We start from the raw sequence: 22,664 nt of genomic DNA, 5'->3' as shown, positions 1-22,664 counted from the left end.
CTTTAGCCAGCGCCCGGGGACTGCGGATAATCACTTATGCGTATCCGGCGATAACCTGGGGTGATAGCCATACCCAGTAAGTTGGCTGATCGGGTTATCAGCCATACACAAAACAAATGTGGGAGCGGGCTTGCTCGCGAATGCGCTGGGTCAGTCGACACAGTTGTCGTCTGACCCAGCGCATTCGCGAGCAAGCCCGCTCCCACAGGGGATTTTTGTCGTTTTGGAAATCCGGGTTCAGTGGCGGTTGTGCCCCATCCGGCACGCAATCTCGAACGCCTGGCGGATCGCGCCGACGTTGGCCTTGCCCTGCCCCGCGATGTCGAACGCAGTGCCATGGGCCGGGGTGGTGATCGGGATCGGCAACCCGCCCTGCACCGTCACCCCACGGGAGAAGCCCATCAGCTTGATCGCGATCTGACCCTGGTCGTGGTACATCGTCACCACTGCGTCGAAGGCACTGGCATCGCCCTGGACCTTGAGGAAAATCGTATCGGCCGGATAAGGTCCGTCCGCCGCGATTCCCAGCGCCTGGGCCGAGCGGACCGCCGGGCCGATGATGTCCAGCTCCTCGCGACCGAACGAGCCGTTGTCACCGTTGTGCGGGTTCAGGCCGCATACGCCGATCCGCGGCTTTTCCAGTCCGTTGCGCTTGAGCGCCGTGTCGATCAGTTGAATCGCCTCAACCACCCGTTGCTGGCTGAGCAGGCCCGGCACATCGGCCAGGGCCACGTGGGAGGTCACCCGTGAAGTCCAAAGGTTATCGAGCACGTTGAATTCGCAGAACGGCCCGTGGAAATCCAGCAGCTCGGCGAACCAGTGCAACTCGTCACTGTGGGCCATGCCGGCCATGTGCAACGAGGTTTTGTTCAACGGGCCGAACAGTACCGCATCAGTGGTGCCGGCCTCGGTCAGGCGCAGGGCTTTTTCCAGGGTGTCGAGGCTGTAGCGACCGCCGATCACACTGGCTTCGCTGCGAGGAAACTCACCGATGGTGTCGCCACGAAAGTCATAGAACAACGGCGTGTCATCGACGAATGCCAGATGCTCCAGGGACTCGACGCGACGATAGGGAAACTCCATCCCGGCGATGCGCATGCCTCGACGCATTTCCGCTTCGTCGGCAATCAGGATCACATTAGCCTGGCTGCGCACTTCGGGCTCGCCGAGCAGGCGGGCGATCAGCTCAGGGCCGATGCCCGCCGGGTCCCCAAGGACCATCGCGATGGTGGATTTGCTCATGCTTCACTCCTCAAGGGTTCAGGCTGCGCCCGGTCGATGGCGCAAGGTTCGCAGCGATAGACCCGCCGCGCGTTGCTGTAGAAAAGTCGCTCCTGATCGGCCGTCGGCAGATCGGCGACGATGGATTTGAAACCGCTGTAGATGTCATCGAACGAGCCGCAGAGGCTGTCCACGGGGAAGTTGCTGGCGAACATCGCCCGGTGGCTGCCGAACATCGCGATCACTTCGCGCACGATCCAGGCGTTGTCCTTGGCGCGCCAGCGCTGGCCGCCCTGCCCCAGACCGGAAATCTTCACCTGCACATTTGGCCACTGGGCCAGTCGCGCCATCGCCAGACGCCATCCCGCCAGGCCTTCGGCACTGCGGTCGTTGGGCAATCCGGTATGGTTGAGAATCAGCGTGATACCGGGAAAATCCCGGGCCAGGCGCTCGGCCTCGTGCAGGTTCCACCAGGGTGTCTGCAAGTCGAAATGCAAGCTCAGCCCTTCGAGCGTGGCGTAACTGCGGCGCCAGCGTTCGTCGCTCATCAGGCTGCGCATATGCCCGACTTGTTGCGGCGTGGCCGGCCCACCGGGTTTGTGCCGCACGCTGCGCACATGCTTGAAGCGCGCCTGTTCGGCCAGGACATCGATGGCGTCCGGGTGGTCGAGCCAGGCTTGCGCCACGATCGCATTGGGCACGCCGTAGCGAGCGGCCAGTTGTTCGATGAATCGGGTTTCGCCAATCGGGTCCTTGGGGTTCCATTCGGTCTCGACGTACACCGTTTGCACCACGCGATGCTCGCCGGCATCGGCGAAGTAATCCTCGGGAAAATAGCGACGCTTGATGGCGCTGTAGTCACCGTATCGAAACGGGATATTGGCCTGGGGCGCGAGCCAGGGGTGATCGTTGACGGTCGGGTCCCAGAAGTGATGATGGGCGTCGATGATCGGGCCGTTCCATAACGCATTAGTCATGACGCACCTCATCCAGGCTGATGAACAAGGTCGCCAGCACGAAGACTGCCGAGCACGCAGCGAAGAACCCGAGCACCGGAGCAAAGCCACCGGTCGCTTGCAGGATCACCCCCACCAGAATCGGTACCGCGATGCCGCCCGTGCTGCCGGCCATGTTCATCACGCCGCCGATCAGGCCGACCCGCGCCGGCGCCGCCAATAGCGCCGGGAAGCTCCAGTAGAGACTGCCCCACATCAGGAAAAACGCGGTCATGGCCAACAGCGCCACCGCCGCAAAAGAATTACTCAAGGTCGGCAGCAACAGGAACGCGCCCAGAGCCACCAGGCCGGAAAACGCCAGCAGGCTCTTGACCGCCACACCGCGGCTGACGCCTTTGCGGATCAAGCCATCGCAGAGGAAACCACCGGTCAACGAGCCGAGCGCACCGCAAACGAAGATCACGAAGGTCGCCGCACCAATGCCCTTGATATCAAAACCACGGGCCTGGGCCAGGTAACTCGGGCCCCAGGTCAGCAGGCCGAAATACACCATGGCCCAACTGGCCCGGCCGATCAGCAAACCGCTCAGGGAACGGGCCGCGATGCCCAGGCCTTTGACCGCTACCCGCGCGGCTTCGGCAGCGGGAGTGGCGCGACCGGCGTTGATCTTCTCCAACTCATCTTCATTGACCTGCGGATGACTGGCCGGGTCATCGCGCAGGTAACGCCGCGCCAGCCAAGCCAACACCAGGGTCGCAATACCGGCGATCACAAACGCCAGGCGCCAGGAGTCCAGAGAGGCAATCAGCCAGGCAATGATCAACCCACCAAGGGCCACGCCCAACGGGCTGCCACTGTCCATCAGCACCGCCCCGCGACTGCGCTCGCTCGGCGCCAGCCACAGGGAAATCAGTTTACCGCCCGACGGGAACAGCGGTGCTTCGGCGGCCCCCAGCGCAACCCGGGCAAACAACAACGACAAGCCGCCGGTGGCGAACGCCGCCAGCACCTGAAACGTGCCCCACAACCCGGTGGACCAGCTGATGACCCGGTGCGGACCAAATCGATCAATCAACCAGCCGCCCGGAATCTGCAACAACGCATAGGCCCAGAAGAAGCTGCTGAGGATCAGCCCTTGCAGGCTCGGTGACAGGGAGAATTCATGGGCGATGGTCGGCATCGCGATGGACAGCGACACCCGGTCGATCAGGTTGACCATGGTCAGCGCGAAGATGATCGCGAAGATCCGCCAACGCACGTTGCTGGCCTTGGCGGTGGAGCTCTGCGCGGGTACCGCGGCCTGGGGCTGGATATCTGCACCGGCCAGATTCAGGGATGCACTGGAACGAGCCATGGTGCGTACCTCTTTTATTATTTTTGTGGAGACAGCAGCGCCGCTTCCTGGCGACGTTTGTGAGCACTATCGAAGGCTCGGTGATAACCGTCTAATCAAAACTTGAAATCAGGCGATAGCCTCGAGTTATGTCATGCCCTGCTTTCAATGCCCTTTCAACCATGCACGCCCTTCACTGCAGGAGCGAGCCAGCTCGCGATGGACTTCAACAAAAACGCTTGTTTCCTGAGTTAACGCAGCGCCCTTGAGTACATCGCGAGCAGACTCGCTCCTACAGAAGTGCCTGTTCGTTTGCCGAGCTATAACCCCAGGCTATCGGTGTATGTATTGTTTTGACTAGACGCCGTGCCCGCACCTTCACACACTCAGCCCAGGCTTGCGGCTTCACGGCACAGTCAAGTCGCTCATAACAATTACAAGAACATAAAAACGAGGCTCTTCCATCATGCGAAATGCATTCGTCCGTCGCACCTCCCGTCTGTTTCTCGGCTGCACCCTGATCACCGCCAGCGCCCTTCCCGCTTTTGCTAACGCCTGGCAACCGGACAAGAACGTCGAAATCGTCGTCGCCGGTGGCCCCGGTGGTGGCACTGACCAGCTCGGTCGCCTGATCCAGTCGATCATCACCACCCACAAGCTGCTCGACGTGAACACCATCGTCCTGAACAAGGGCGGCGGCAACGGTGCCGAAGCCTTCCTCGACATGAAAATGAACAAGGGCGATGCCGAGAAACTGGTGATCGGCACCAACAACATCTACCTGTTGCCTCTGGTGTCCAAGCTCGGTTACCAGTGGCAGGAGCTGACCCCGATTGCCGCCGTGGCCGAGGATGACTTCATTCTCTGGAGCTATAAGGGCGCGCCGTGGAAGGATGCGAAAAGCTTCTACGAAGCGGTCAAGGCTGACCCGTCGAATCTGCGCATGGGAGGCAGCCAGTCCAAGGACGTCGACCAGACCCTGACCCTCCTGCTGAACCAGACCAACAACAGCAAACTGGTGTACATCCCGTTCAAGAGCGGCAGCGAGGCCGCGACCCAATTGGCCGGAAAACACATCGCCGCCAACGTCAACAACCCCAGTGAAAGCATCAGCCAATGGCGTGGCGATCAGGTCCAGCCGCTCTGCGTGTTCAGCAAGGAGCGCATGAGCTACACCGACAAAGTCGCCGGCGACAAGTCCTGGGCGGACGTGCCGACTTGCCACGAACAAGGTCTGGGCATCGATCAGTATCGCTTCCCGCGCACCGTGTTCATGCCCGGCGAAGTCACCGCCGAACAGCGGGCGTTCTATGTCGAGCTAATGCGCAAAGTCACGGAAACTCCGGAGTTCAAGGCCTACGTCAAGCAGAACGCTCTGGTGCCGACCTTCCTCGAAGGCGAGCCACTGACCGCCTACATCGAAAAAGACACCGCCCGCGTCACCCCGGTGTTCAAAGAAGCCGGTTGGTTGAAAAACTAAAGTTGTCACGACCGCTCGCCTGCGGGCGGTCGTCATCTGCTGGAGGTGTTTCATGTCCCATTCTTCGGATTCACCGGCACGGGTCGGCACCCGTTGGGTCGAACTCGGCCTGGCGTTGTTCACCACCCTGATCGGGGTTGTGGTGATGTTCGGCAGCGTCGAGCAAGGCATCGGCTGGGGGGATACCGGCCCCGAGCCGGGTTACTTCCCCTTCTACATCGGCCTGATGTTGAGCGCCGCGAGCATCGCCAACGGCGTGTTGACCGTGGTGCGCTGGCAAGCATTGAGCGTTGCGTTCGTCAGTTACAGTGCATTCAAACAAGTGATGTCGGTGTTCATCCCGATTGCGCTGTTCGTCGGCACCATGCCCTTTACCGGCATCTATGTGTCCTCGGCGTGTTTCATTGCCTGGTTCATGTGGCGTGACAAAGTGCACGCCAAACCGTACAGCAAATGGATGATTGGCAGTGTGTCCCTGGGCGCGGTGCTCGCCAGTTACCTGATTTTCGCGTTGTGGTTCAAGGTGCCGCTGGATGCCGGCCCACTGGGCGACTGGATTGCCCTGGCCGGGAGAAATTTCAAATGAGCGAGTTCGATTCCCTGCTGCAAGGCATGAACCTGATCCTTACGCCGGGCCATATCGGCCTGATGGTGATCGGCGTGCTGCTGGGCATCCTGGTCGGCGTGTTGCCCGGTCTCGGTGCCCCCAATGGCGTGGCGCTGTTGCTGCCGCTGACCTTCACCATGTCACCGGTGTCGGCGATCATCCTGTTGTCGTGCATGTATTGGGGCGCGCTGTTCGGCGGCTCGATCACCTCGATACTGTTCAACATCCCCGGAGAGCCCTCATCGGTGGCGACCACCTTCGACGGATATCCGATGGCTCGCGAAGGCCGCGCCGCCGAAGCGCTGACCGCCGCGTTCAGCTCGGCCCTGATCGGCGCGCTGTGCGGTGTGTTGCTGCTGACTTTTGTGTCGACCCGGATTGCCGAATTCGCCATGTCCTTCAGTTCGCCGGAGTTCTTCGCGGTGTACCTGTTGGCGTTCTGCACCTTCATCGGCATGAGCAAGAACCCGCCGCTGAAAACCATGGTGGCGATGATGATCGGTTTCGCCATGGCGGCGGTCGGCATGGACACCGTGTCCGGCAACCTGCGCCTGACATTCGACCAGCCGACCCTGATGACCGGCATCAGCTTCGAAGTCGCGGTGATCGGTCTGTTCGGCATCGGTGAAATCCTCTGCACCGTCGAGGAAGGCCTGGTATTCCGTGGTGAGCATGCGCGGATCACGCCGATGGTGATTTTGCGCACCTGGGCGAAATTGCCGCGCTACTGGTGGACGATTGTGCGCAGCACCCTGGTCGGTTGCTGGATGGGCATCACCCCGGGCGGACCGACCGCCGCGTCATTCATGAGCTACAGCCTGGCCCGGCGTTTCTCGAAGAACCGCGAAAACTTCGGCAAGGGCGAAATCGAAGGGGTGATCGCCCCGGAAACCGCCGACCACGCCGCCGGCACCAGTGCCCTGCTGCCGATGCTGACACTGGGCATTCCCGGTTCCGCTACGGCCGCGGTGATGCTCGGTGGCTTGATGATCTGGGGCCTGCATCCGGGGCCGACGCTGTTCGTCGAGCAACACGATTTTGTCTGGGGCCTGATCGCCAGCATGTACCTGGGCAACGTAGTGAGCCTGATCGTCGTGCTGGCCACTGTGCCGTTGTTCGCTTCGATCCTGCGCATTCCGTTCTCGATCATCGCGCCGATCATCATCATGGTCTGCGCCATCGGTGCCTACTCGGTGCACAACTCGTTCTTCGACGTGGTGCTGATGCTCGGCTTCGGTGCGCTGGGTTATCTGTTCAAGAAACTCGGCTACCCGATTGCGCCGCTGGTGCTGGCGGCGGTGCTGGGGGACAAGGCAGAAGATGCGTTCCGCCAGTCGATGCTGTTCTCCGACGGGCACCTGGGGATCTTCTGGTCCAACCCGTTGGTCGGCAGCCTGACCACGGCAGCGCTGCTGATGCTGTTCTGGCCGTTGATTTCCAAAGCGCTGCAAAGCCTGATGGGCCTGCGCAAATCCCACGTTGCCAAGGCAAAATCGGTGCTGTGACACAGCAATGCTGGCAACGCCTGGCATTTGTTGTCAGGCTTGCCGCAGTCCTTCTTTCGAGCACGGCCAATGACCCGAATTCCTGATGCCAATGTGATCCACAGTCGACTGCGCCTGCGCCAACTGCGGTTGATGCTGGCGTTGCAGGAATTCGGCTCGTTGCGCCGCGCCGCCGACCACATTGGCATGACCCAACCGGCTGCGACCAAAATGCTCCATGAAGCCGAGGACCTGTTGGGCGTCGAGCTGTTCGAGCGTCTGCCCCGGGGCATGCGCTCTACCCCGTTCGGGGAAACGGTCATCTACTACGCGCGTATGGTATTCGCCGAACTCAGCGGCATGCGTGAAGAACTGGTCGCTCTCGAATCCGGCAACCTTGGCCGGGTCGCGGTCGGGGCCATTCCGGCGCTGGCCTCGGGGCTACTGACCCGCACCATCGCCACCTTGAAACAAAGTCACCCGCGCTTGTCGATGAGCATTCAGGTCGACACCAGCGACGTACTGGTGCAGGCACTTTTACAGGATCAACTGGATATCGTGCTGGGGCGGATTCCGGCCGGTGCCCGGGCCGAAGAGTTGTTGTTCGACAGCCTTGGCGAGGAAGCTCTGTGCGTGATTTGCGGTGCACAGAACCCATTGGCTAAGGCCACGCAACTGAGTTGGGCCGAATTGCAGAACATGACCTGGGTGCTGCAACAACAGCCCAGCCCGATGCGCGCGATCATCAACCAGGTATTCCACAACGCGCGGGTCGACATCCCGAGCAGCATCGTCGAAACCACGTCGATCATGACCTTGCTGTCGTTGATCCAGCAGACCGACATGCTCGGCGTCACACCGCTGTCGGTGGTCGAGGATTATCCGGGTCGGGATTTGCTCGCGGTGCTGCCGATCAAGTTCGAGGCGCGACTGCCGCCTTTCGGGCTGATCACCCGGCGCCATCGCATTCAGTCTTCAGCGATGCAGGCGTTCATGAATTCGGTGCGGGCCGAGCACGCGCTGGCCAAATGATAAAGGCCCGGAGCATTGCTCAAGGCCTTCTCGGGTTTACCCGCAACTACACGGTTTTACGGAAGACGAACACCAGACCGACAATGATCAGCAGCATGCCGAACAAGCTCAACATCGCCAGGCGATTGCCAAAGATCAGATAATCCATCACTGCCGTTACCGCTGGCACCAGGTAAAACAGGCTGGTGACATTCACCAGATTGCCTCGAGCAATCAAGCGGTACAGCAACAACGTTGCCAGCACCGACACCACCAGCCCCATCCACAACACCGGCAGGATGAAACCGCTGCTGTGCTCGAAGTGAAACGGCTGGAAGGGTACGAAAATCCCGCACAACAGCAGTCCGGCCAGATACTGCACCGGCAGTGTGCCGAGGGGATTGTCGGTGATGCGTTTCTGCATGATCGAACCGAAGGTCATGCTCGCCAACGCCAGCAGACCGAAAAGCATCCCGGCCAGCGACACCCCGGCCAACCCGATGCCCTGATAGACCACCATGACCAACCCGGTCAGCCCCAGGGCCAGACCGAACATCCGGCTCCAGGAACGCTGGCGTTCCATCAGCACCACGGTGAGGATCGGCTGCACGCCCATGATGGTCGCCATCACCCCGGGCGTGACTTTAAGGTCCAGGGCCAGCAGATAGAAAATCTGATACGCCCCCAACAACACCACGCCGGTGACCATCGCATACAGCATCGGTTTGCCGCCCTTGGGCAACTTCAGTTTGAGCAACGGCACCAGCAACACCAGGCCGCCCAGGGCGATGACGAAACGGAACATCAGGAAGGCAAAGGGCGACGCGTGGGCCAGCCCCCATTTGGAGAAGATCGCCCCGCTGCTCCACAGCAGAACGAACAGGCTCGTGGACGCCGCCGCGAGCGCGGAATTTTTCGAAAGGACAAACATGAATACCACCTGTAGTCAGGCAAAAAGCCAACTCAGCCGAAGCTGAAATTCAGTCGTTTTTTTTCAGGCGGGCGCTTTTTCAGACGTGCTTGGGAACAGCAGAGAGCAGCTGATCAGCCCGAAATGCCAACGCCTGGCGGTGAGACCACCGCGCACACTGGCGTGCGACTGACAGGAGGGGGGTAATGACTGATCTGCCCCGGCTGCTGATTCCCGCACGGCACGACGCCAGCGTTGACCGCTGAATCGACTACCGCGTTGATGAGGGATGCAGGCATTGGGTTGATCTTTGTTCGAGGGATAAAAAAGTGAGTCCGAAACTCACCTTGCGCCGACTATAACCAGCGTTCGACATGGATTGCAACGACTCGAACAAAAGGCCAGCTACGACAGTCGGTACAAAGTCTGCATTGTGCGGCTGGTGGGGCATTCAGGGACTGCGCGAAAACCTTTAAAAAACCGCTCACAACGAGCGGTTCTTTTATTCTGTATCCAGCGTTAGCCAAACAACCAATACCCCAACAACATCAGCACCAGCACCGCCAGTACCGGACGCAGTACACGGTAGGCCTTGGGATTGCGCCGCTTCCATTGCTTGACCACACCACTGAGTTTATCGCTGGAGTTCTTGCTCCAGGCATAGACCCGGTTGATGCCTCCCACTCGCTCGTCATCAAGGTTCTGCGGTGCCGTCGCACGACCTAGCCAGGCGCTGATACTGCGATTGATGCGGGTCATGAAGCGATTGCTCAGCGGACGTTCGATATCGCAGAACAGTATGACACGGGTCTTTTGCGTTTCATTCTTGACCCAGTGCACGTAGGTCTCGTCGAACATCACGTCTTCACCATCGCGCCAGGCGTAAACCTGACCATCGACAAAGATGCGGCAACCATCGGAATTGGGAGTGGACAGGCCCAAGTGATAACGCAGGGAACCGGCAAACGGATCGCGATGCGGATTGAGGTGGCTGCCGCCCGGCAGTAGCGCGAACATGGCGCCTTTGACGCTGGGGATGCTGTTGACCAGTTGCACGGTTTTCGGGCACAAGGCTTCGGCGGAAGTCAGCGGTTTGTCGTACCACTTGAGATAGAAACGCTTCCAGCCCTTCTTGAAGAACGAGCCAAAGCCGGCGTCGTTGTTCTTTGCCGCCGCGCGGATATACCCCTCGTCGAACAAGTGCATCGCTTCGTCGCGAATCACCTCCCAGTTGTCCTTGAGTACATCAAGTTCCGGGAACTTGCTGCGATCCAGATACGGTTTCGAAGGTACACCGGAAAACAGGTACATCAGGGCGTTATAGGGGGCGAACAGTGCCGAATGGTTAACGAACTGGCGCAAAACCGGCAGGCGCGTCTTGCCGCGCAAATGCACATAGAGGGTGCTACCGAGAAACAGCAACAACAACGAGGCTTTCGCGGCAAACGACGGGATCATCGACAACTCCTTTGAAGATAAACGGCACCGCACCACGTCCATTGCCCGACGTGGCTACCAGCATGATAAACACTACCGCCCCGGTGAAAACCTGCACTTTTCAACATTCAATGTTAATGAATGTGCAACAAAGCACTTATTAACATAAGGTGCCTGAACGCTGGCTGATGCAATCCATCATCAACCGGAACAGATCAATGGATCGCAACCAGCGATAACGCCTCAACCGTCAGCGCCAGTCACGATCCGCCAATATCTGGCACTTACTGGCGATTCTCCTGTTCGGTAAACAGATCACTGAACAGCATGCTCGACAGGTAACGCTCACCGGAATCCGGCAAGATCACGACAATGGTCTTGCCCTGCATTTCCGGGGTCTCCGCCAGTCTTACGGCCACCGCCATGGCGGCGCCGCTGGAAATCCCGCACAAGATTCCCTCTTCCTGCATCAAGCGCAAGGCCATGGCCTTGGACTCTTCGTCACTGACCAGTTCCACCCGATCGACGATCGACAAATCGAGGTTCTTCGGCACAAAACCGGCACCGATGCCCTGGATCTTGTGCGGGCTCGGCTTGATTTCTTCACCGGCCAGGGCCTGGGTGATCACCGGCGACACCACTGGCTCCACCGCCACCGAAAGTATCGGTTTGCCCTGGGTATTCTTGATATACCGTGAAACCCCGGTGATGGTTCCACCGGTTCCGACACCTGCCACCAGCACGTCGACCGCGCCGTCGGTATCGTTCCAGATCTCCGGGCCGGTGGTTTTTTCGTGGATGGCCGGGTTGGCCGGGTTGTCGAATTGCGCCGGCATGAAGTACTTCGACGGGTCGCCGGCAACGATTTCACCGGCCTTCTCGATGGCGCCTTTCATGCCTTTGGCCGGCTCGGTCAACACCAGTTCGGCGCCCAGTGCCTTGAGTACCTTGCGGCGTTCGATACTCATGGACGCCGGCATAGTCAGCATCAGCTTGTAGCCACGGGCGGCGGCCACGAAGGCCAGGCCGATGCCGGTATTGCCGGAGGTGGGTTCTACGATGGTCATCCCCGGCTTGAGTTTGCCGCTGCCCTCGGCATCCCAGATCATGTTCGCACCGATCCGGCACTTGACCGAGTAACCGGGGTTGCGCCCTTCGATCTTGACCAGGATGGTCACACCACGCGGCGCAATGCGATTGATCTGCACCAGCGGCGTATTACCGATGGAGTGGGCGTTGTCAGCGAAAATGCGGCTCATGGCTGGGTCCTTAACGACAGCATTGAAATAGGGCATCAAGGTAAGCCTCTTGCCCGCAGGCGTCCAGTCGGGTCGAACGTCCGCTTATCAGTGCAGTCAATGGCTTTAGACAGCCAGAGATTTGCCGCCATGAAACGTCGATACAGCTGGCCCCTGTGGACCCTCGCCGGCCTCGGTCTGCTGCTGGTTGCCTTGCACATTGCCCTGCCCTACATCGTGCGCGATTACCTCAACGAGAGATTGGCGAACATGGGTGACTACCGCGGCCAGATTACCGACGTGGACCTGGCCCTGTGGCGCGGCGCCTACAAAATCAATGGACTGAAAATCGTCAAGGTCAATGGCAAGGTCCCCGTGCCTTTCGTCAATGCGCCATTGATTGACCTCTCCGTCAGCTGGCACTCGCTCTGGCATGACCACGCAGTGGTGGCCGAGGCGCAGTTCGACAAACCCGAGGTCAACTTCGTCGATGGCGCCAACAAGCAAAATTCCCAGACCGGCGAGGGTACCGACTGGCGAGCACAATTAGGCAAGCTGCTGCCCATTACCCTGAACGAAGTGCGGATCAACGACGGCAAGATCAGTTTTCGCAACTTCAACTCCAAGCCACCCGTGAACATGAATGCCACAAAAGTGGATGCCAACATCTACAACCTGACCAACGTGGTCGACACCAAAGGCAAGCGTGATGCGCGCTTCGAAGGCAAAGCCCTGCTGCTGGGGCACGCACCACTGGAAACCACAGCCACATTCGATCCCTTGAGCGACTTCGAAGACTTCGAGTTTCGCTTGCGCACCACGGATATCGAGCTCAAGCGCTTGAACGACTTCGCCGCGGCCTACGGCAAGTTCGACTTCAACGCCGGCCATGGCGACGTGGTGATCGAAGCCTCAGCCAGCAAGGGGCGACTGACCGGCTATATCAAGCCATTGCTGCGCGATGTTGACGTGTTCAACTGGCAGCAGGATGTGCAAAGCGAGGACAAAGGGCTATTCCGCTCGATTTGGGAAGCCCTCGTCGGTGGTACCGAGACCGTCTTGAAAAACCAGGGCAAAAACCAGTTTGCGACACGGGTCGAACTCAAGGGTAATGTGCATCAGCAAGATGTCAGCGCATTCCAGGCTTTTTTACAGATTTTACGCAATGGTTTCATCCAGGCATTCAATGCGCGGTATGAACGGCCAAAGCCGGATGCAGGCTGAGTCACCAAGTGACGCCCCATTCAGAGACTGAATAAGCCGTCTGCGTTCACAGTCGACCGGACACCGCGTTATAGTCGGGGCTGACTCTTTTATTGCCCCCCGCCCTGCCTCGTACAGGTCGGCGTTACCGTTCGAGGATTAGCAGATGAAGTTCGAAGGCACCCAGGCCTACGTCGCCACCGATGACCTGAAGCTGGCGGTCAACGCCGCCATCACCCTGGAGCGGCCGTTGCTGGTCAAGGGCGAACCGGGCACCGGCAAGACCATGCTCGCCGAGCAACTGGCCGAATCCTTTGGCGCCAAGCTGATCACCTGGCACATCAAATCCACCACCAAGGCCCACCAGGGCCTGTACGAGTACGACGCGGTCAGCCGTCTGCGCGATTCGCAGCTCGGCACGGAAAAGGTCCACGACGTTCGCAACTACCTGAAAAAGGGCAAGCTCTGGGAAGCCTTCGAATCCGAAGAACGGGTCATCCTGCTGATCGACGAAATCGACAAGGCCGACATCGAATTCCCGAACGACTTGCTGCAAGAACTCGACAAGATGGAGTTCTACGTTTACGAGATCGACGAGACCATCAAGGCCAAAAAACGTCCGATCATCATCATTACCTCCAACAACGAAAAAGAGCTGCCGGATGCGTTCCTGCGCCGCTGCTTCTTCCACTACATCGCTTTCCCGGATCGCGTGACGATGCAGCGGATCGTCGACGTGCACTACCCGGACATCAAGAAAGACCTGGTCAGCGAAGCGCTGGACGTGTTCTTCGACGTACGCAAGGTGCCGGGCCTGAAGAAGAAGCCTTCGACCTCCGAGCTGGTGGACTGGCTGAAGCTGTTGATGGCCGACAACATCGGCGAAGCGGTGCTGCGCGAGCGTGATCCGACCAAGGCCATCCCGCCGCTGGCCGGTGCGCTGGTCAAGAACGAACAGGACGTGCAACTGCTGGAGCGTCTGGCGTTCATGAGCCGTCGCGGCAGCCGATAAGGGTCAACGCCATGTTGCTCAACCTGTTCAATGAAATGCGTGCAGCCAAGGTGCCGGTCTCGGTGCGTGAGCTGCTGGACCTGATCAACGCGCTGAAACAACGCGTGACCTTCGCCGACATGGACGAGTTCTATTACCTGTCCCGGGCGATCCTGGTGAAGGACGAAAAGCATTTCGACAAATTCGACCGGGCGTTCGGTGCCTACTTCAATGGCCTTGAAAAACTCGACGACCACTTGCAGGCCTTGATTCCCGAAGACTGGCTGCGCAAGGAATTCGAGCGTTCGCTGACCGACGAAGAGCGGGCGGCGATCCAGTCCCTGGGTGGCCTGGACAAGCTGATCGAAGAGTTCAAGAAACGTCTGGAAGAACAAAAGGAACGCCACGCCGGTGGCAACAAGTGGATCGGCACCGGTGGCACCAGCCCGTTCGGTTCCGGCGGTTTCAACCCGGAAGGCATTCGGGTCGGCGATGCCGGCAAGCGCCAGGGCAAGGCGGTCAAGGTCTGGGACCAGCGCGAATACAAGAACCTCGACGATTCAGTCGAGCTGGGCACCCGCAACATCAAGGTCGCCCTGCGGCGCTTGCGCAAGTTTGCCCGACAGGGCGCGGCCGAAGAGCTGGACATCGATGGCACCATCGACCATACCGCCAAGGATGCCGGCCTGCTGAACATCCAGATGCGGCCGGAGCGGCGTAACACCGTCAAGCTGTTGCTACTGTTCGACATCGGCGGCTCGATGGACGCCCATGTGAAGATTTGCGAGGAGCTGTTCTCGGCCTGCAAGACCGAGTTCAAGCATCTGGAGTACTTCTACTTCCACAACTTCATTTATGAATCGGTGTGGAAGAACAACATGCGCCGCACCTCCGAACGCACCTCGACCATGGACCTGCTGCACAAGTACGGTGCTGACTACAAAGTGATCTTCATCGGTGATGCCGCCATGGCACCCTACGAAATCACCCAGGCGGGCGGCAGCGTCGAGCACTGGAACGAAGAAGCCGGTTACGTGTGGATGCAGCGGTTCAAGGAGAAGTACAAGAAACTCATCTGGATCAACCCGTATCCGAAGGACACGTGGGGCTATACCTCTTCGACCAACATCGTGCGGGATTTGATTGAGGACCAGATGTATCCGCTGACCCTTCGCGGGCTGGAGGAAGGGATGCGGTTTCTGTCCAAGTAGAAATTCGTCGCCTGTGGAGGCCTCTTCGCGAGCAAGCCCGCTCCCACATTGGTTTTGTGCACGACACAGATCAAATGTGGGAGCGGGCTTGCTCGCGAAGCTTTTAGCCTTTCAAAAAGCGCTGCAAATACTCGACCTGTTCACGATGGGCGACATCCTGCACCACCGGCCGCAACCGCACCCGCGCCCCTGGCAGGCACTGCGCAAGCCGCGCCAGTGCCAACGGTGTCAACGCCCCCAATCGCGGATAACCACCGATGGTCTGCCGATCATTGAGCAACACAATCGGCTGCCCGTCAGGCGGCACTTGCACCGCCCCCAACGGAATACCTTCGGAAATCATCGGTTTGCCCTGGTACTGCAGCGCCGTGCCCAACAGGCGAATGCCCATCCGGTCGGCTCGGCTGTCAAGACTCCACACGCTGTTGAACGCATCGAACAGACTCTGCCCGCTGAACTCGCCAATCTGCGCACCCAGCACCAGATCCAGCAATGGCTCGCCGGTGAAGTCCAGCACGCATTGGCTTGGCAACTCCCGCAGCAATACCAGCGAGTTCCCCGAGTAGCTCAAGGACGCGCCTTCACCCAGCGCATGGCCCATTCCGTCCAGGCCACCCAGTTCTTCACGGACCACCGTCGCGCTGCTGCCCAGCACTTTCGGTGCATCAAACCCACCCGGCGCCGCCAGATAGGCCCGGGCGCCGAGTAGCGGCCGGGTGAATTGCAAACGCTGACCTTTGTGCAACCTGAAACTGCGCCATGGCGCCAGCGCTTCGCCGTCCACCTGCGCGCCAAGATCCGCTCCGGCCAAGGCCAGCACGCAATCCTCCTCGGCCGCGATGGTGAATCCGCCAAGGGTGATTTCGATTACCGGCGCATCCAGCCCGTTGCCCAATAGCCAGTTGGCCCAGGACATCGAACGCCAATCGGCGGCTCCGCCCTGGGTCACGCCCAGATGCCGCACGCCGAATCGACCGGCATCCTGCAACAGGCACAGCGCCGTACTCGCTTCAATGGTCAGACGGCTCATGCCTGGGCCTCCAGTGGCGTATCGTCACCGCCCAGATTAATGAATTCGGCATGGCCAACTGCTTCGAACCGTACGGTGTCACCGGGTTGCATCAGGCTGTAGCCGTCACGGTTGCGATCGAACAATTTGGCCGGTGTGCGGCCGATCAGGTTCCAGCCCCCCGGCGACACCACCGGGTAGGCTGCCGTCTGCCGTTCGGCGATGCCGACACTGCCGGCGGCGACTTTCTTGCGGGGCGTGTTCAGACGCGGCGCGGCAAGCACCTCTTCCACCAGCCCCATGAAGGCGAAGCCCGGCGCAAAGCCCAGGGCAAACACCTGATATTCACGCTCGCAGTGACGACGGATCACCTCCTCCACCGCCAACCCGCTGCGTTGCGACAACAGGCTCAATTCCGGACCGACGCTCAAGTCGTACCACACCGGCAACACATGGCAGGTACCGCGCGTACGCGCATTGGGCGACAGATCGATCAACGCCTGGGCAATCAATTCCCGGGCCTGGGCAGGACTCAGCGCGGTCAAGTCGTAATGCACCATCAAGGTGGTGTAGGACGGCACCAGATCGATCAGATGCCCGGCAAATGCCGTGCGCAGACTTTCACTGGCCGCCAGCATCCACGGCATGTTGGTTTCGGCAATTTCATCGAACAGGCGCACCATCAGGCAGTCCAGCGCCACCACTTCCACCCGCAGCTTCATGACGCGCTCTGCCGGTTCAAGGCTTCACGGATGCGTTGCACGGCAGCGACCGAACTGGCGTTGTCGCCGTGCACGCACAGGGTATTGGCCTGCAAATGCAGGGCGCTGCCATCGCTGGCAGTGAGCGGATCGCCACGGGCGATGGTCAGCGCCTGCTCGATGATTTTTTCCGGATCGTGATGCACCGCTCCCGGCAGTTGTCGCGACACCAGCCTGCCGGCGCTGTCATAAGCGCGGTCGGCAAAAGCCTCGAACCACAGGGTCACGCCGTATTCATCGCCCAGTTGTTGGGCGGCGCTGTTGTCGCGGGTGGCCATCAACATCAACGGCAGGTTGCGATCATAGGACGCTACCGCTTGCAGCACCGCGCGCAGTTGTGCCGGGTTGGCCATCATGTCGTTGTACATCGCGCCATGGGGTTTGACGTAACTGACACGACCACCCTGGGCCCGGCAGATGCCGTCGAGGGCGCCGATCTGGTAATGCAGAATGTCTTGAAGTTCCTGGGGGGCATAGGCCATGGATCGACGGCCGAACCCCACCAGGTCCTGATAGGCCGGATGCGCGCCAACTTGCACACCGTGGCTGAGGGCCAGGCTGACGGTCTTGCGCATGATGCTCGGGTCGCCGGCGTGAAAACCGCAGGCGATGTTGGCGCAATCGATGAAGGGCATGATTTCCGCGTCCAGACCCATGGTCCAGCTGCCGAAACTCTCGCCGATGTCGCAGTTCAATAGCAGGCGGCTCACACTGAACACTCCTGTAGGCTTTATTCTTTTCAGCTGCGGGACATATCCGTAAGACAGCCCCGCAGATTATCAGTTACTGGGCGTCGAGTTGCTTGCCACGGGTTTCCGGCAAACTCAAGGCCGCGAGGATCACCACGCCGTAGGAAACCGCCGCAAAGGCACCGATGCCTACACTCAGCGGCACGGTCTGGCTGAGCAGGCCAATCAACAGTGGAAACAACGCCGCCAGCGCCCGTCCGATGTTGTAGCAAAAACCCTGGCCCGAACCGCGAATGCGCGTGGGGAACAACTCGGTCAGGAATGCACCCATGCCACTGAAGATCCCCGAGGCGAAGAAGCCCAGCGGAAAGCCCAGCCACAGCATCACGCCGTTGCTGACCGGCAGTTGCGTGTACAGCAACACAATGGTGAACGAGCCGACGGCGAACAGGATGAAGTTCTTTTTACGTCCGAGGATGTCGGTCAAATAGGCGCTGATGACATAACCCACGTAGGACCCGATGATCACCATCGCCAGATAACCGCTGGTATTGAGCACGCTCAAACCGCGTTCGTTCTTCAGGAAAGTCGGCAACCAGGACGTGATCGCGTAGTAGCCGCCCAGGGCGCCGGTGGTCAGCAACGAAGCGCGAATCGTGGTGAAGAGCATGCCGGGGGCGAAAATCTCGTAGAACTTCGACGGGTTGCTCGGCTCCTGCCTGGCTTTGGCTTCACGATAGATTTCCGGGTCCTTGACCAGGCGACGGACGAATATCACGAAGATTGCCGGCACGATGCCGAGGATGAACAGCGCGCGCCAGGCGTCTTCCGGTGGCAATACCGAGAACAGCAGCGCATACAGAATCGCCGTCAACCCCCAACCCAGCGCCCAGCCGGACTGCACCATGCCCACGGCCTTGCCACGGTCCTTGGCTCGAATGACTTCACCGATCAGCACCGCGCCGGCCGTCCACTCACCGCCGAAACCGAAGCCCATCAGGGTCCGTGCAATCAGCAGTTGCTCGTAGCTCTGGGCAAAGCCGCAGAGGAAGGTGAAGAAGGCAAACCACAGCACCGTCAGCTGCAAGGTGCGAACACGACCGATGCGGTCGGAGAGAATACCCGCTACCCAGCCGCCGATGGCCGAAGCGATCAGCGTGCTGGTGTGAATCAGCCCGGCCTGGCCGGTGGTGATGCCCCACATGGCAATCAGGGTTGGCACCACAAAGCTGAGCATCTGGGTGTCCATGCCGTCCAGGCCATAGCCGATCTTGCAGCTCCAGAAGGTGCGGCGTTCCTGCTGATTGATGTTGCGATACCAGTCGAAAGGTCCCGGACGGGCCGAGGCTTTCGGAATGGCGGTGGTGTCGGGCGCACTCATGGCAAATCTCCGCGCTGATTTTATTGGTATTGTTCTGAGCCCCGACGACGCCTATCGTGGGAACCGGATGCGCCGATTTTTGGACGCGCGCCCCTGCTGCGTCCAACTAATAAAAACCCGCCTTAGACATAAGAAATCTTTATCCCATGAACCTGAAGTTTCTCGAGACCTTTGTCTGGGTCGCCCGACTCAAGAGTTTCCGCCTGACCGCCGACAAGCTCTTCACCACTCAGGCCTCGATTTCCAGCCGCATCGCAGTGCTTGAAAGCGAGCTGGGGGTAAAGCTGTTTCTGCGGGATTCTCGCGGCGTGAGCCTGACGCCCGAAGGCCTCAAGGTGCTCGATTACGCCGAGCAGATGATGGACACCATGCAGGCGCTCAAACAGTCGATCGAGACCCGCTCGAGCAAGGCCGGGCGGGTGCGCATCGGCGTGATGGACACAGTGATCCATACCTGGCTCAGCCCGTTGGTGGCGCAGATGACCGATCACTACCCGCTGGTGGAAATCGAACTGGTGGCCGATACCTCGCTCAACCTCTGCGATCAGCTGCAAAAAGGCTTTCTCGATGTGATCCTGCAGACCGACCTGCTGCGCCAGGAAAGCGTGCGCAGCCTGGAACTGGCCAGCCACCCCATGGGCTGGATCGTTGCCAGCAACTCGATCTACAACCGCAATTACACGAACGTCGCCGAACTGGCGCGTGAGCGGATTATCACTTATTCGAAAAACTCCCATCCGCATCAGGAAGTGCTGGCGCTGATGCAGGCCAATGGCGTCATGACACCGCGACTGAACTGCGTGAATTCGGTGTCGGCCATCACCCGTTTGTTGCGCGACGGCTTCGGCATCGGCGCATTGCCACCGGTGCTGGTGGCCGAGGAACTGGAGCGGGGGGAATTGACCTTGCTGGCCATCGACCAACGCCCGCCCAACCTGCAAGTGGTGGTGTCATGGCGGGTCGGCGCGGAGTGGGTCGAAGAGATCGTGACGTTGTGTCAGCACGTGGTGGAGAACTATGCGCAGAAGGTGGGCGAGCACTACATGGTCTTGAGCAAACCCCTGGCCAGCCTCTGAAAAGGAGCGCCCCACAGCACAACAAGCAATTACTATCATTTGCATTAATATTTTGAAAATGTATTCTCTGCGCGCATTCAGCTAAACCACTGTCCAGAAGGAATCGGACTTGATGCGCGCTTTCACGCAAAGACAGCAGCAACTGCTCTCACACTGGAGCGAAGCCTTCGGCACTCAGGCCTTCCAGTCTCGCCGCATCACCCCCGACCATTTGAGCTATGCACCGGCGCCCGCCGCGCTGCGCCGCTTCCAGCGTCTGATCCCGCTTACATCTTGCGTCTCATCGAGAGCGTTGCCTGGCTCTGCGCCTTGACACTGGCGGCCACGGCGCTGGCTTACGAATGGCTGGGGGTTCTCGTCTCCGGGGAATCTGGCAAGGCGCACTGTTCCCCATCACCTAGGCACTGATCGCCAACACCGTGTTTTCAAGCCAGCAGGGTTTTGCCCTCGGGATCCGCCGGGTGCGCTCATTCACCTCCACATCCGGCCCCGCAAATTTGCCTAGCCACACTTATCACGACTAAAAAAAGACCACCTCATGACCCGAACCAAACTTTCCTTGCTGATTCCGCTGCTCGGCTCCGTCAGCGTCCAGACCTGGGCCGAGGACAGCGACCAGCAACCCGGCACATTGAACATGCAAGCCACCGTCGTTTCCGCGACTCGCAGCGAAGCGAGCATTGCCTCGATTCCTGGCTCGGTCCAGGTGATCGACGAGCAACAGATCCGCGAGCAGAGTGGCGCGGGGCGTCGGGTCTCCGACATTCTGGGGCAACTGGTTCCCGGCCTGGCGCCGTCCAGCGGCGGGATGAGCAACTTCGGCCAGACCCTGCGCGGGCGCAACATGCTGGTGTTGATCGACGGCGTGTCGCAGAACGCCACGCGTGACAACTTCCGCCAGCTCAACAGCATCGCGCCGGCCAGTATCGAACGCATCGAGGTGGTTTCCGGCGCCAGCAGCATTTACGGTGCCGGTGCCTCAGGCGGCATCATCAACATCATCACCAAGCGCAATCAGGGTCAGGACCTTGCCTACAGCAGCAAACTGGGCCTGACCAGCGGCAACAACCTCAATAGCAAAGGTTTCGCCTACGAGGCCTTTCAGAGTGCGACCGGGCGCAAGGATGCCCTGGACTGGTACGTGTCCGCCGACCTGACCCAGCGCAACGACCAGTATGACGGCAACGGCAATCGCATCCCTCAGGACACCTCCCAGGGCAGCAACATGGACACCGAAACCTATGACCTGCAAGGTCGTTTCGGTTACGAACTGGATGCCGACAAAAAACTCAGCCTGTCGCTGCAGGACTACAAGGACCAGCAAGACACCGGCTACACCAAAGACCCGAAAAACCCGCAGCAAGCCGTGGCGGTCCAAGGGCTGAAACTTGATGACCAACCCTATACCCATAACCAGGCGGCCAATCTCAACTACACCGACAACGACTTCTACGGCCAGGGCCTGCAACTGGAAAGTTACTGGCGCCGGGCCGACGCGTTGTTCTTCCCGGACCTGTCGCGGGGCAAGGCCGGGATCGCCGACAACAACAGCGTGCAGGATGTCTACGGCCTGCGTGCGGCCATCGACACGCCGTTGCCGGCCATTGGCAGCGCCACAGGCAACCTGGTCTGGGGCGCCGACTATGATCACGAACGCTCCCGCCAGCGTGGTGACCAATACACCCTCAAAGGGCTGACCTACACCAAGACCGGCACCACTTACGAGATGGGCCCGGATATCGAAACCACCACCAAGGCGCTGTTCGGGCAGATGTCCTGGGACATCGGGGACTGGACCTTGCGTGGCGGTGTGCGCCGCGAATGGATCGAAAGCGAGGTCTCCGACAGCATCGCCTACGGGCAGATCGTGCAGACCGGCGTACGCGCCGTCCTGCCCGGTGACACCCTCAAATACGACGCCACGCTCTATAACCTGGGCGCGGTCTATCACCTGAGTGAGCATCAGGACGTCTTCGCCAATTTCAGCCAGGGCTTTTCGCTGCCGGACATCCAGCGCTTCCTGCGTGACGTGAGCAGCACCTTCGACATCCAGAGCCTCAACGCCCAGGCCATCAAGGTCGACAGCTATGAGCTGGGCTGGCGCGGTGACTGGGACCGGTGGCAGGCCGACGTCACCGTCTATGAAAACACCTCGGACGTGACCCAGTTCTACGATGCCAATAGCCGTGTCTTGCGTCTGATCAATCAGAAGGAGCGGGTTCGCGGCATCGAAAACAGCCTGACCTACCGCGCAACCGATCACTGGTCGGTGGGTGGTACCTATGCCTGGGCCAAGGGCGAGACCCAGCAGAACGGGAAATGGATCGATCTGCCGGCAACACGTATTTCACCGGCCAAGACCACGCTGTTCGTCGGCTACACCGAAGACGACTACAGCCTGCGCCTGCAAGGCATGCACCTGTCCAGTTACGACGCTGCGGCCAAGGACAACAACGGGCGCGACATCGAAGGCTATACGCTGGTGGACCTGCTCGGCTCCGTGTACTTGCCGGTCGGTCGCCTGGAAGGCGGGGTGTACAACCTGACCAACCGCACGTACGTCAACCTGTTCGCCCAGGCCAACGCCAAAGCGCCATACCCCAACGCCGAAGGCCGTACCTTGAGCATGAGCTATTCGATAGATTGGTAATCAACCGAGGAGCCGG

General features: G+C 60.0%; 19 protein-coding genes and 1 pseudogene. 10 read left to right on the top strand and 10 right to left on the bottom strand.

From position 1 onward, the window contains the following. Positions 1 to 237: 237 nt before the first annotated feature. From PspS34_RS06835 to PspS34_RS06825, 3 genes are read right to left on the bottom strand one after another with little or no spacing between them, the layout of a single operon-like run. On the bottom strand, positions 238 to 1,242 hold the full coding sequence (locus PspS34_RS06835) for a 4-hydroxythreonine-4-phosphate dehydrogenase PdxA (RefSeq protein WP_154860792.1): 1,005 nt from the start codon (positions 1,240 to 1,242) through the stop codon (positions 238 to 240). After that, complete coding sequence (locus tag PspS34_RS06830; protein ID WP_154860793.1) at positions 1,239 to 2,198, bottom strand: amidohydrolase; 960 nt, start codon at positions 2,196 to 2,198, stop codon at positions 1,239 to 1,241. Before PspS34_RS06830 ends, PspS34_RS06835 begins: the two co-directional genes overlap by 4 nt. Continuing rightward, complete coding sequence (locus PspS34_RS06825; protein ID WP_150814865.1) at positions 2,191 to 3,531, bottom strand: MFS transporter; 1,341 nt, start codon at positions 3,529 to 3,531, stop codon at positions 2,191 to 2,193. The genes PspS34_RS06830 and PspS34_RS06825 overlap by 8 nt, the downstream gene beginning before the upstream one ends. Positions 3,532 to 3,976: 445 nt before the next feature. On the opposite strand from PspS34_RS06825, the gene PspS34_RS06820 reads away from it, so the two are divergent. The 4 genes from PspS34_RS06820 to PspS34_RS06805 all read left to right on the top strand — a co-directional run bounded on the left by PspS34_RS06820 (position 3,977) and on the right by PspS34_RS06805 (position 8,113). Further along, the gene (locus PspS34_RS06820; protein WP_150814866.1) at positions 3,977 to 4,990 is read left to right on the top strand and encodes a tripartite tricarboxylate transporter substrate binding protein; all 1,014 of its coding nucleotides are present in this window, start codon (positions 3,977 to 3,979) and stop codon (positions 4,988 to 4,990) included. Between the two features lie 52 nt (positions 4,991 to 5,042). Beyond that, entirely contained in the window at positions 5,043 to 5,576 is a 534-nt protein-coding gene (locus PspS34_RS06815) for a tripartite tricarboxylate transporter TctB family protein (protein WP_154860794.1), read from the top strand. Continuing rightward, entirely contained in the window at positions 5,573 to 7,102 is a 1,530-nt protein-coding gene (locus PspS34_RS06810; protein WP_154860795.1) for a tripartite tricarboxylate transporter permease, read from the top strand. Before PspS34_RS06815 ends, PspS34_RS06810 begins: the two co-directional genes overlap by 4 nt. A 69-nt stretch (positions 7,103 to 7,171) precedes the next feature. After that, on the top strand, positions 7,172 to 8,113 hold the full coding sequence (locus tag PspS34_RS06805; protein ID WP_150814869.1) for a LysR family transcriptional regulator: 942 nt from the start codon (positions 7,172 to 7,174) through the stop codon (positions 8,111 to 8,113). A 46-nt stretch (positions 8,114 to 8,159) separates the two neighbouring features. On the opposite strand, the gene PspS34_RS06800 is transcribed toward PspS34_RS06805, so the two are convergent. The 3 genes from PspS34_RS06800 to cysK all read right to left on the bottom strand — a co-directional run bounded on the left by PspS34_RS06800 (position 8,160) and on the right by cysK (position 11,698). Next, positions 8,160 to 9,023 (bottom strand): DMT family transporter, encoded by an 864-nt coding sequence (locus tag PspS34_RS06800; protein WP_154860796.1) that lies wholly within the window; start codon positions 9,021 to 9,023, stop codon positions 8,160 to 8,162. A gap of 498 nt (positions 9,024 to 9,521) precedes the next feature. Further along, complete coding sequence (locus PspS34_RS06795) at positions 9,522 to 10,460, bottom strand: aspartyl/asparaginyl beta-hydroxylase domain-containing protein (RefSeq protein ID WP_150814871.1); 939 nt, start codon at positions 10,458 to 10,460, stop codon at positions 9,522 to 9,524. Between the two features lie 263 nt (positions 10,461 to 10,723). Beyond that, positions 10,724 to 11,698, bottom strand: a complete 975-nt coding sequence (cysK, locus tag PspS34_RS06790; RefSeq protein ID WP_090453716.1) for a cysteine synthase A — start codon at positions 11,696 to 11,698, stop codon at positions 10,724 to 10,726. 129 nt (positions 11,699 to 11,827) lie between these two features. Between cysK and PspS34_RS06785 the strand changes: the two genes are divergently transcribed. The 3 genes from PspS34_RS06785 (at position 11,828) to PspS34_RS06775 (ending at position 15,082) form a co-directional block, all read left to right on the top strand. Continuing rightward, a complete protein-coding gene (locus PspS34_RS06785) occupies positions 11,828 to 12,901 on the top strand; it encodes a DUF748 domain-containing protein (RefSeq protein ID WP_057715988.1) in 1,074 nt (357 codons plus the stop codon). Between the two features lie 145 nt (positions 12,902 to 13,046). Then, the gene (locus PspS34_RS06780) at positions 13,047 to 13,892 is read left to right on the top strand and encodes a MoxR family ATPase (RefSeq protein WP_057715989.1); all 846 of its coding nucleotides are present in this window, start codon (positions 13,047 to 13,049) and stop codon (positions 13,890 to 13,892) included. An 11-nt stretch (positions 13,893 to 13,903) separates the two neighbouring features. Further along, positions 13,904 to 15,082 carry a VWA domain-containing protein gene (locus PspS34_RS06775; RefSeq protein WP_008055445.1) on the top strand — a complete coding sequence of 393 codons (1,179 nt, stop codon included), beginning with the start codon at positions 13,904 to 13,906 and terminating at the stop codon, positions 15,080 to 15,082. Between the two features lie 103 nt (positions 15,083 to 15,185). On the opposite strand, the gene PspS34_RS06770 is transcribed toward PspS34_RS06775, so the two are convergent. The 4 genes from PspS34_RS06770 to PspS34_RS06755 form a co-directional block, all read right to left on the bottom strand. Continuing rightward, positions 15,186 to 16,112, bottom strand: coding sequence for a biotin-dependent carboxyltransferase family protein (locus tag PspS34_RS06770; RefSeq protein WP_154860797.1), 927 nt, complete (start codon positions 16,110 to 16,112; stop codon positions 15,186 to 15,188). Beyond that, positions 16,109 to 16,813: an allophanate hydrolase subunit 1 gene (locus PspS34_RS06765; RefSeq protein ID WP_154860798.1), complete on the bottom strand. Its 705-nt coding sequence runs from the start codon at positions 16,811 to 16,813 to the stop codon at positions 16,109 to 16,111. The genes PspS34_RS06770 and PspS34_RS06765 overlap by 4 nt, the downstream gene beginning before the upstream one ends. After that, positions 16,810 to 17,562 (bottom strand): 5-oxoprolinase subunit PxpA, encoded by a 753-nt coding sequence (locus tag PspS34_RS06760; RefSeq protein WP_057715992.1) that lies wholly within the window; start codon positions 17,560 to 17,562, stop codon positions 16,810 to 16,812. The genes PspS34_RS06765 and PspS34_RS06760 overlap by 4 nt, the downstream gene beginning before the upstream one ends. Positions 17,563 to 17,635: 73 nt before the next feature. After that, positions 17,636 to 18,922 carry an MFS transporter gene (locus PspS34_RS06755; RefSeq protein WP_090453706.1) on the bottom strand — a complete coding sequence of 429 codons (1,287 nt, stop codon included), beginning with the start codon at positions 18,920 to 18,922 and terminating at the stop codon, positions 17,636 to 17,638. 146 nt (positions 18,923 to 19,068) lie between these two features. Between PspS34_RS06755 and PspS34_RS06750 the strand changes: the two genes are divergently transcribed. The 3 genes and pseudogenes from PspS34_RS06750 to PspS34_RS06745 all read left to right on the top strand — a co-directional run bounded on the left by PspS34_RS06750 (position 19,069) and on the right by PspS34_RS06745 (position 22,648). Next, a complete protein-coding gene (locus tag PspS34_RS06750) occupies positions 19,069 to 19,998 on the top strand; it encodes a LysR family transcriptional regulator (RefSeq protein ID WP_090453704.1) in 930 nt (309 codons plus the stop codon). Between the two features lie 261 nt (positions 19,999 to 20,259). Continuing rightward, a pseudogene (locus tag PspS34_RS28455) lies at positions 20,260 to 20,522 on the top strand (MFS transporter); the annotation flags it as partial. Between the two features lie 14 nt (positions 20,523 to 20,536). Then, entirely contained in the window at positions 20,537 to 22,648 is a 2,112-nt protein-coding gene (locus PspS34_RS06745; RefSeq protein ID WP_150814874.1) for a TonB-dependent receptor, read from the top strand. The last annotated feature ends 16 nt before the right edge of the window (positions 22,649 to 22,664 follow it).

The organism is Pseudomonas sp. S34, from assembly GCF_009866745.1.
Taxonomy (GTDB): Bacteria; Pseudomonadota; Gammaproteobacteria; order Pseudomonadales; family Pseudomonadaceae; genus Aquipseudomonas; species Aquipseudomonas jessenii.
This window is presented reverse-complemented; position numbering and strand designations above follow the sequence as displayed.

What these genes read in the sequence shown, in the direction of transcription:
- cysK (WP_090453716.1), bottom strand. Translation starts at nt 11,698, where the DNA reads ATGAGCCGCATTTTCGCTGACAACGCCCACTCCATCGGTAATACGCCG.
- PspS34_RS06750 (WP_090453704.1), top strand. Translation starts at nt 19,069, where the DNA reads ATGAACCTGAAGTTTCTCGAGACCTTTGTCTGGGTCGCCCGACTCAAG.
- PspS34_RS06835 (WP_154860792.1), bottom strand. Translation starts at nt 1,242, where the DNA reads ATGAGCAAATCCACCATCGCGATGGTCCTTGGGGACCCGGCGGGCATC.
- PspS34_RS06805 (WP_150814869.1), top strand. Translation starts at nt 7,172, where the DNA reads ATGACCCGAATTCCTGATGCCAATGTGATCCACAGTCGACTGCGCCTG.
- PspS34_RS06775 (WP_008055445.1), top strand. Translation starts at nt 13,904, where the DNA reads ATGTTGCTCAACCTGTTCAATGAAATGCGTGCAGCCAAGGTGCCGGTC.
- PspS34_RS06815 (WP_154860794.1), top strand. Translation starts at nt 5,043, where the DNA reads ATGTCCCATTCTTCGGATTCACCGGCACGGGTCGGCACCCGTTGGGTC.
- PspS34_RS06795 (WP_150814871.1), bottom strand. Translation starts at nt 10,460, where the DNA reads ATGATCCCGTCGTTTGCCGCGAAAGCCTCGTTGTTGTTGCTGTTTCTC.
- PspS34_RS06780 (WP_057715989.1), top strand. Translation starts at nt 13,047, where the DNA reads ATGAAGTTCGAAGGCACCCAGGCCTACGTCGCCACCGATGACCTGAAG.
- PspS34_RS06820 (WP_150814866.1), top strand. Translation starts at nt 3,977, where the DNA reads ATGCGAAATGCATTCGTCCGTCGCACCTCCCGTCTGTTTCTCGGCTGC.
- PspS34_RS06770 (WP_154860797.1), bottom strand. Translation starts at nt 16,112, where the DNA reads ATGAGCCGTCTGACCATTGAAGCGAGTACGGCGCTGTGCCTGTTGCAG.
- PspS34_RS06785 (WP_057715988.1), top strand. Translation starts at nt 11,828, where the DNA reads ATGAAACGTCGATACAGCTGGCCCCTGTGGACCCTCGCCGGCCTCGGT.
- PspS34_RS06830 (WP_154860793.1), bottom strand. Translation starts at nt 2,198, where the DNA reads ATGACTAATGCGTTATGGAACGGCCCGATCATCGACGCCCATCATCAC.
- PspS34_RS06755 (WP_090453706.1), bottom strand. Translation starts at nt 18,922, where the DNA reads ATGAGTGCGCCCGACACCACCGCCATTCCGAAAGCCTCGGCCCGTCCG.
- PspS34_RS06765 (WP_154860798.1), bottom strand. Translation starts at nt 16,813, where the DNA reads ATGAAGCTGCGGGTGGAAGTGGTGGCGCTGGACTGCCTGATGGTGCGC.
- PspS34_RS06825 (WP_150814865.1), bottom strand. Translation starts at nt 3,531, where the DNA reads ATGGCTCGTTCCAGTGCATCCCTGAATCTGGCCGGTGCAGATATCCAG.
- PspS34_RS06800 (WP_154860796.1), bottom strand. Translation starts at nt 9,023, where the DNA reads ATGTTTGTCCTTTCGAAAAATTCCGCGCTCGCGGCGGCGTCCACGAGC.
- PspS34_RS06745 (WP_150814874.1), top strand. Translation starts at nt 20,537, where the DNA reads ATGACCCGAACCAAACTTTCCTTGCTGATTCCGCTGCTCGGCTCCGTC.
- PspS34_RS06810 (WP_154860795.1), top strand. Translation starts at nt 5,573, where the DNA reads ATGAGCGAGTTCGATTCCCTGCTGCAAGGCATGAACCTGATCCTTACG.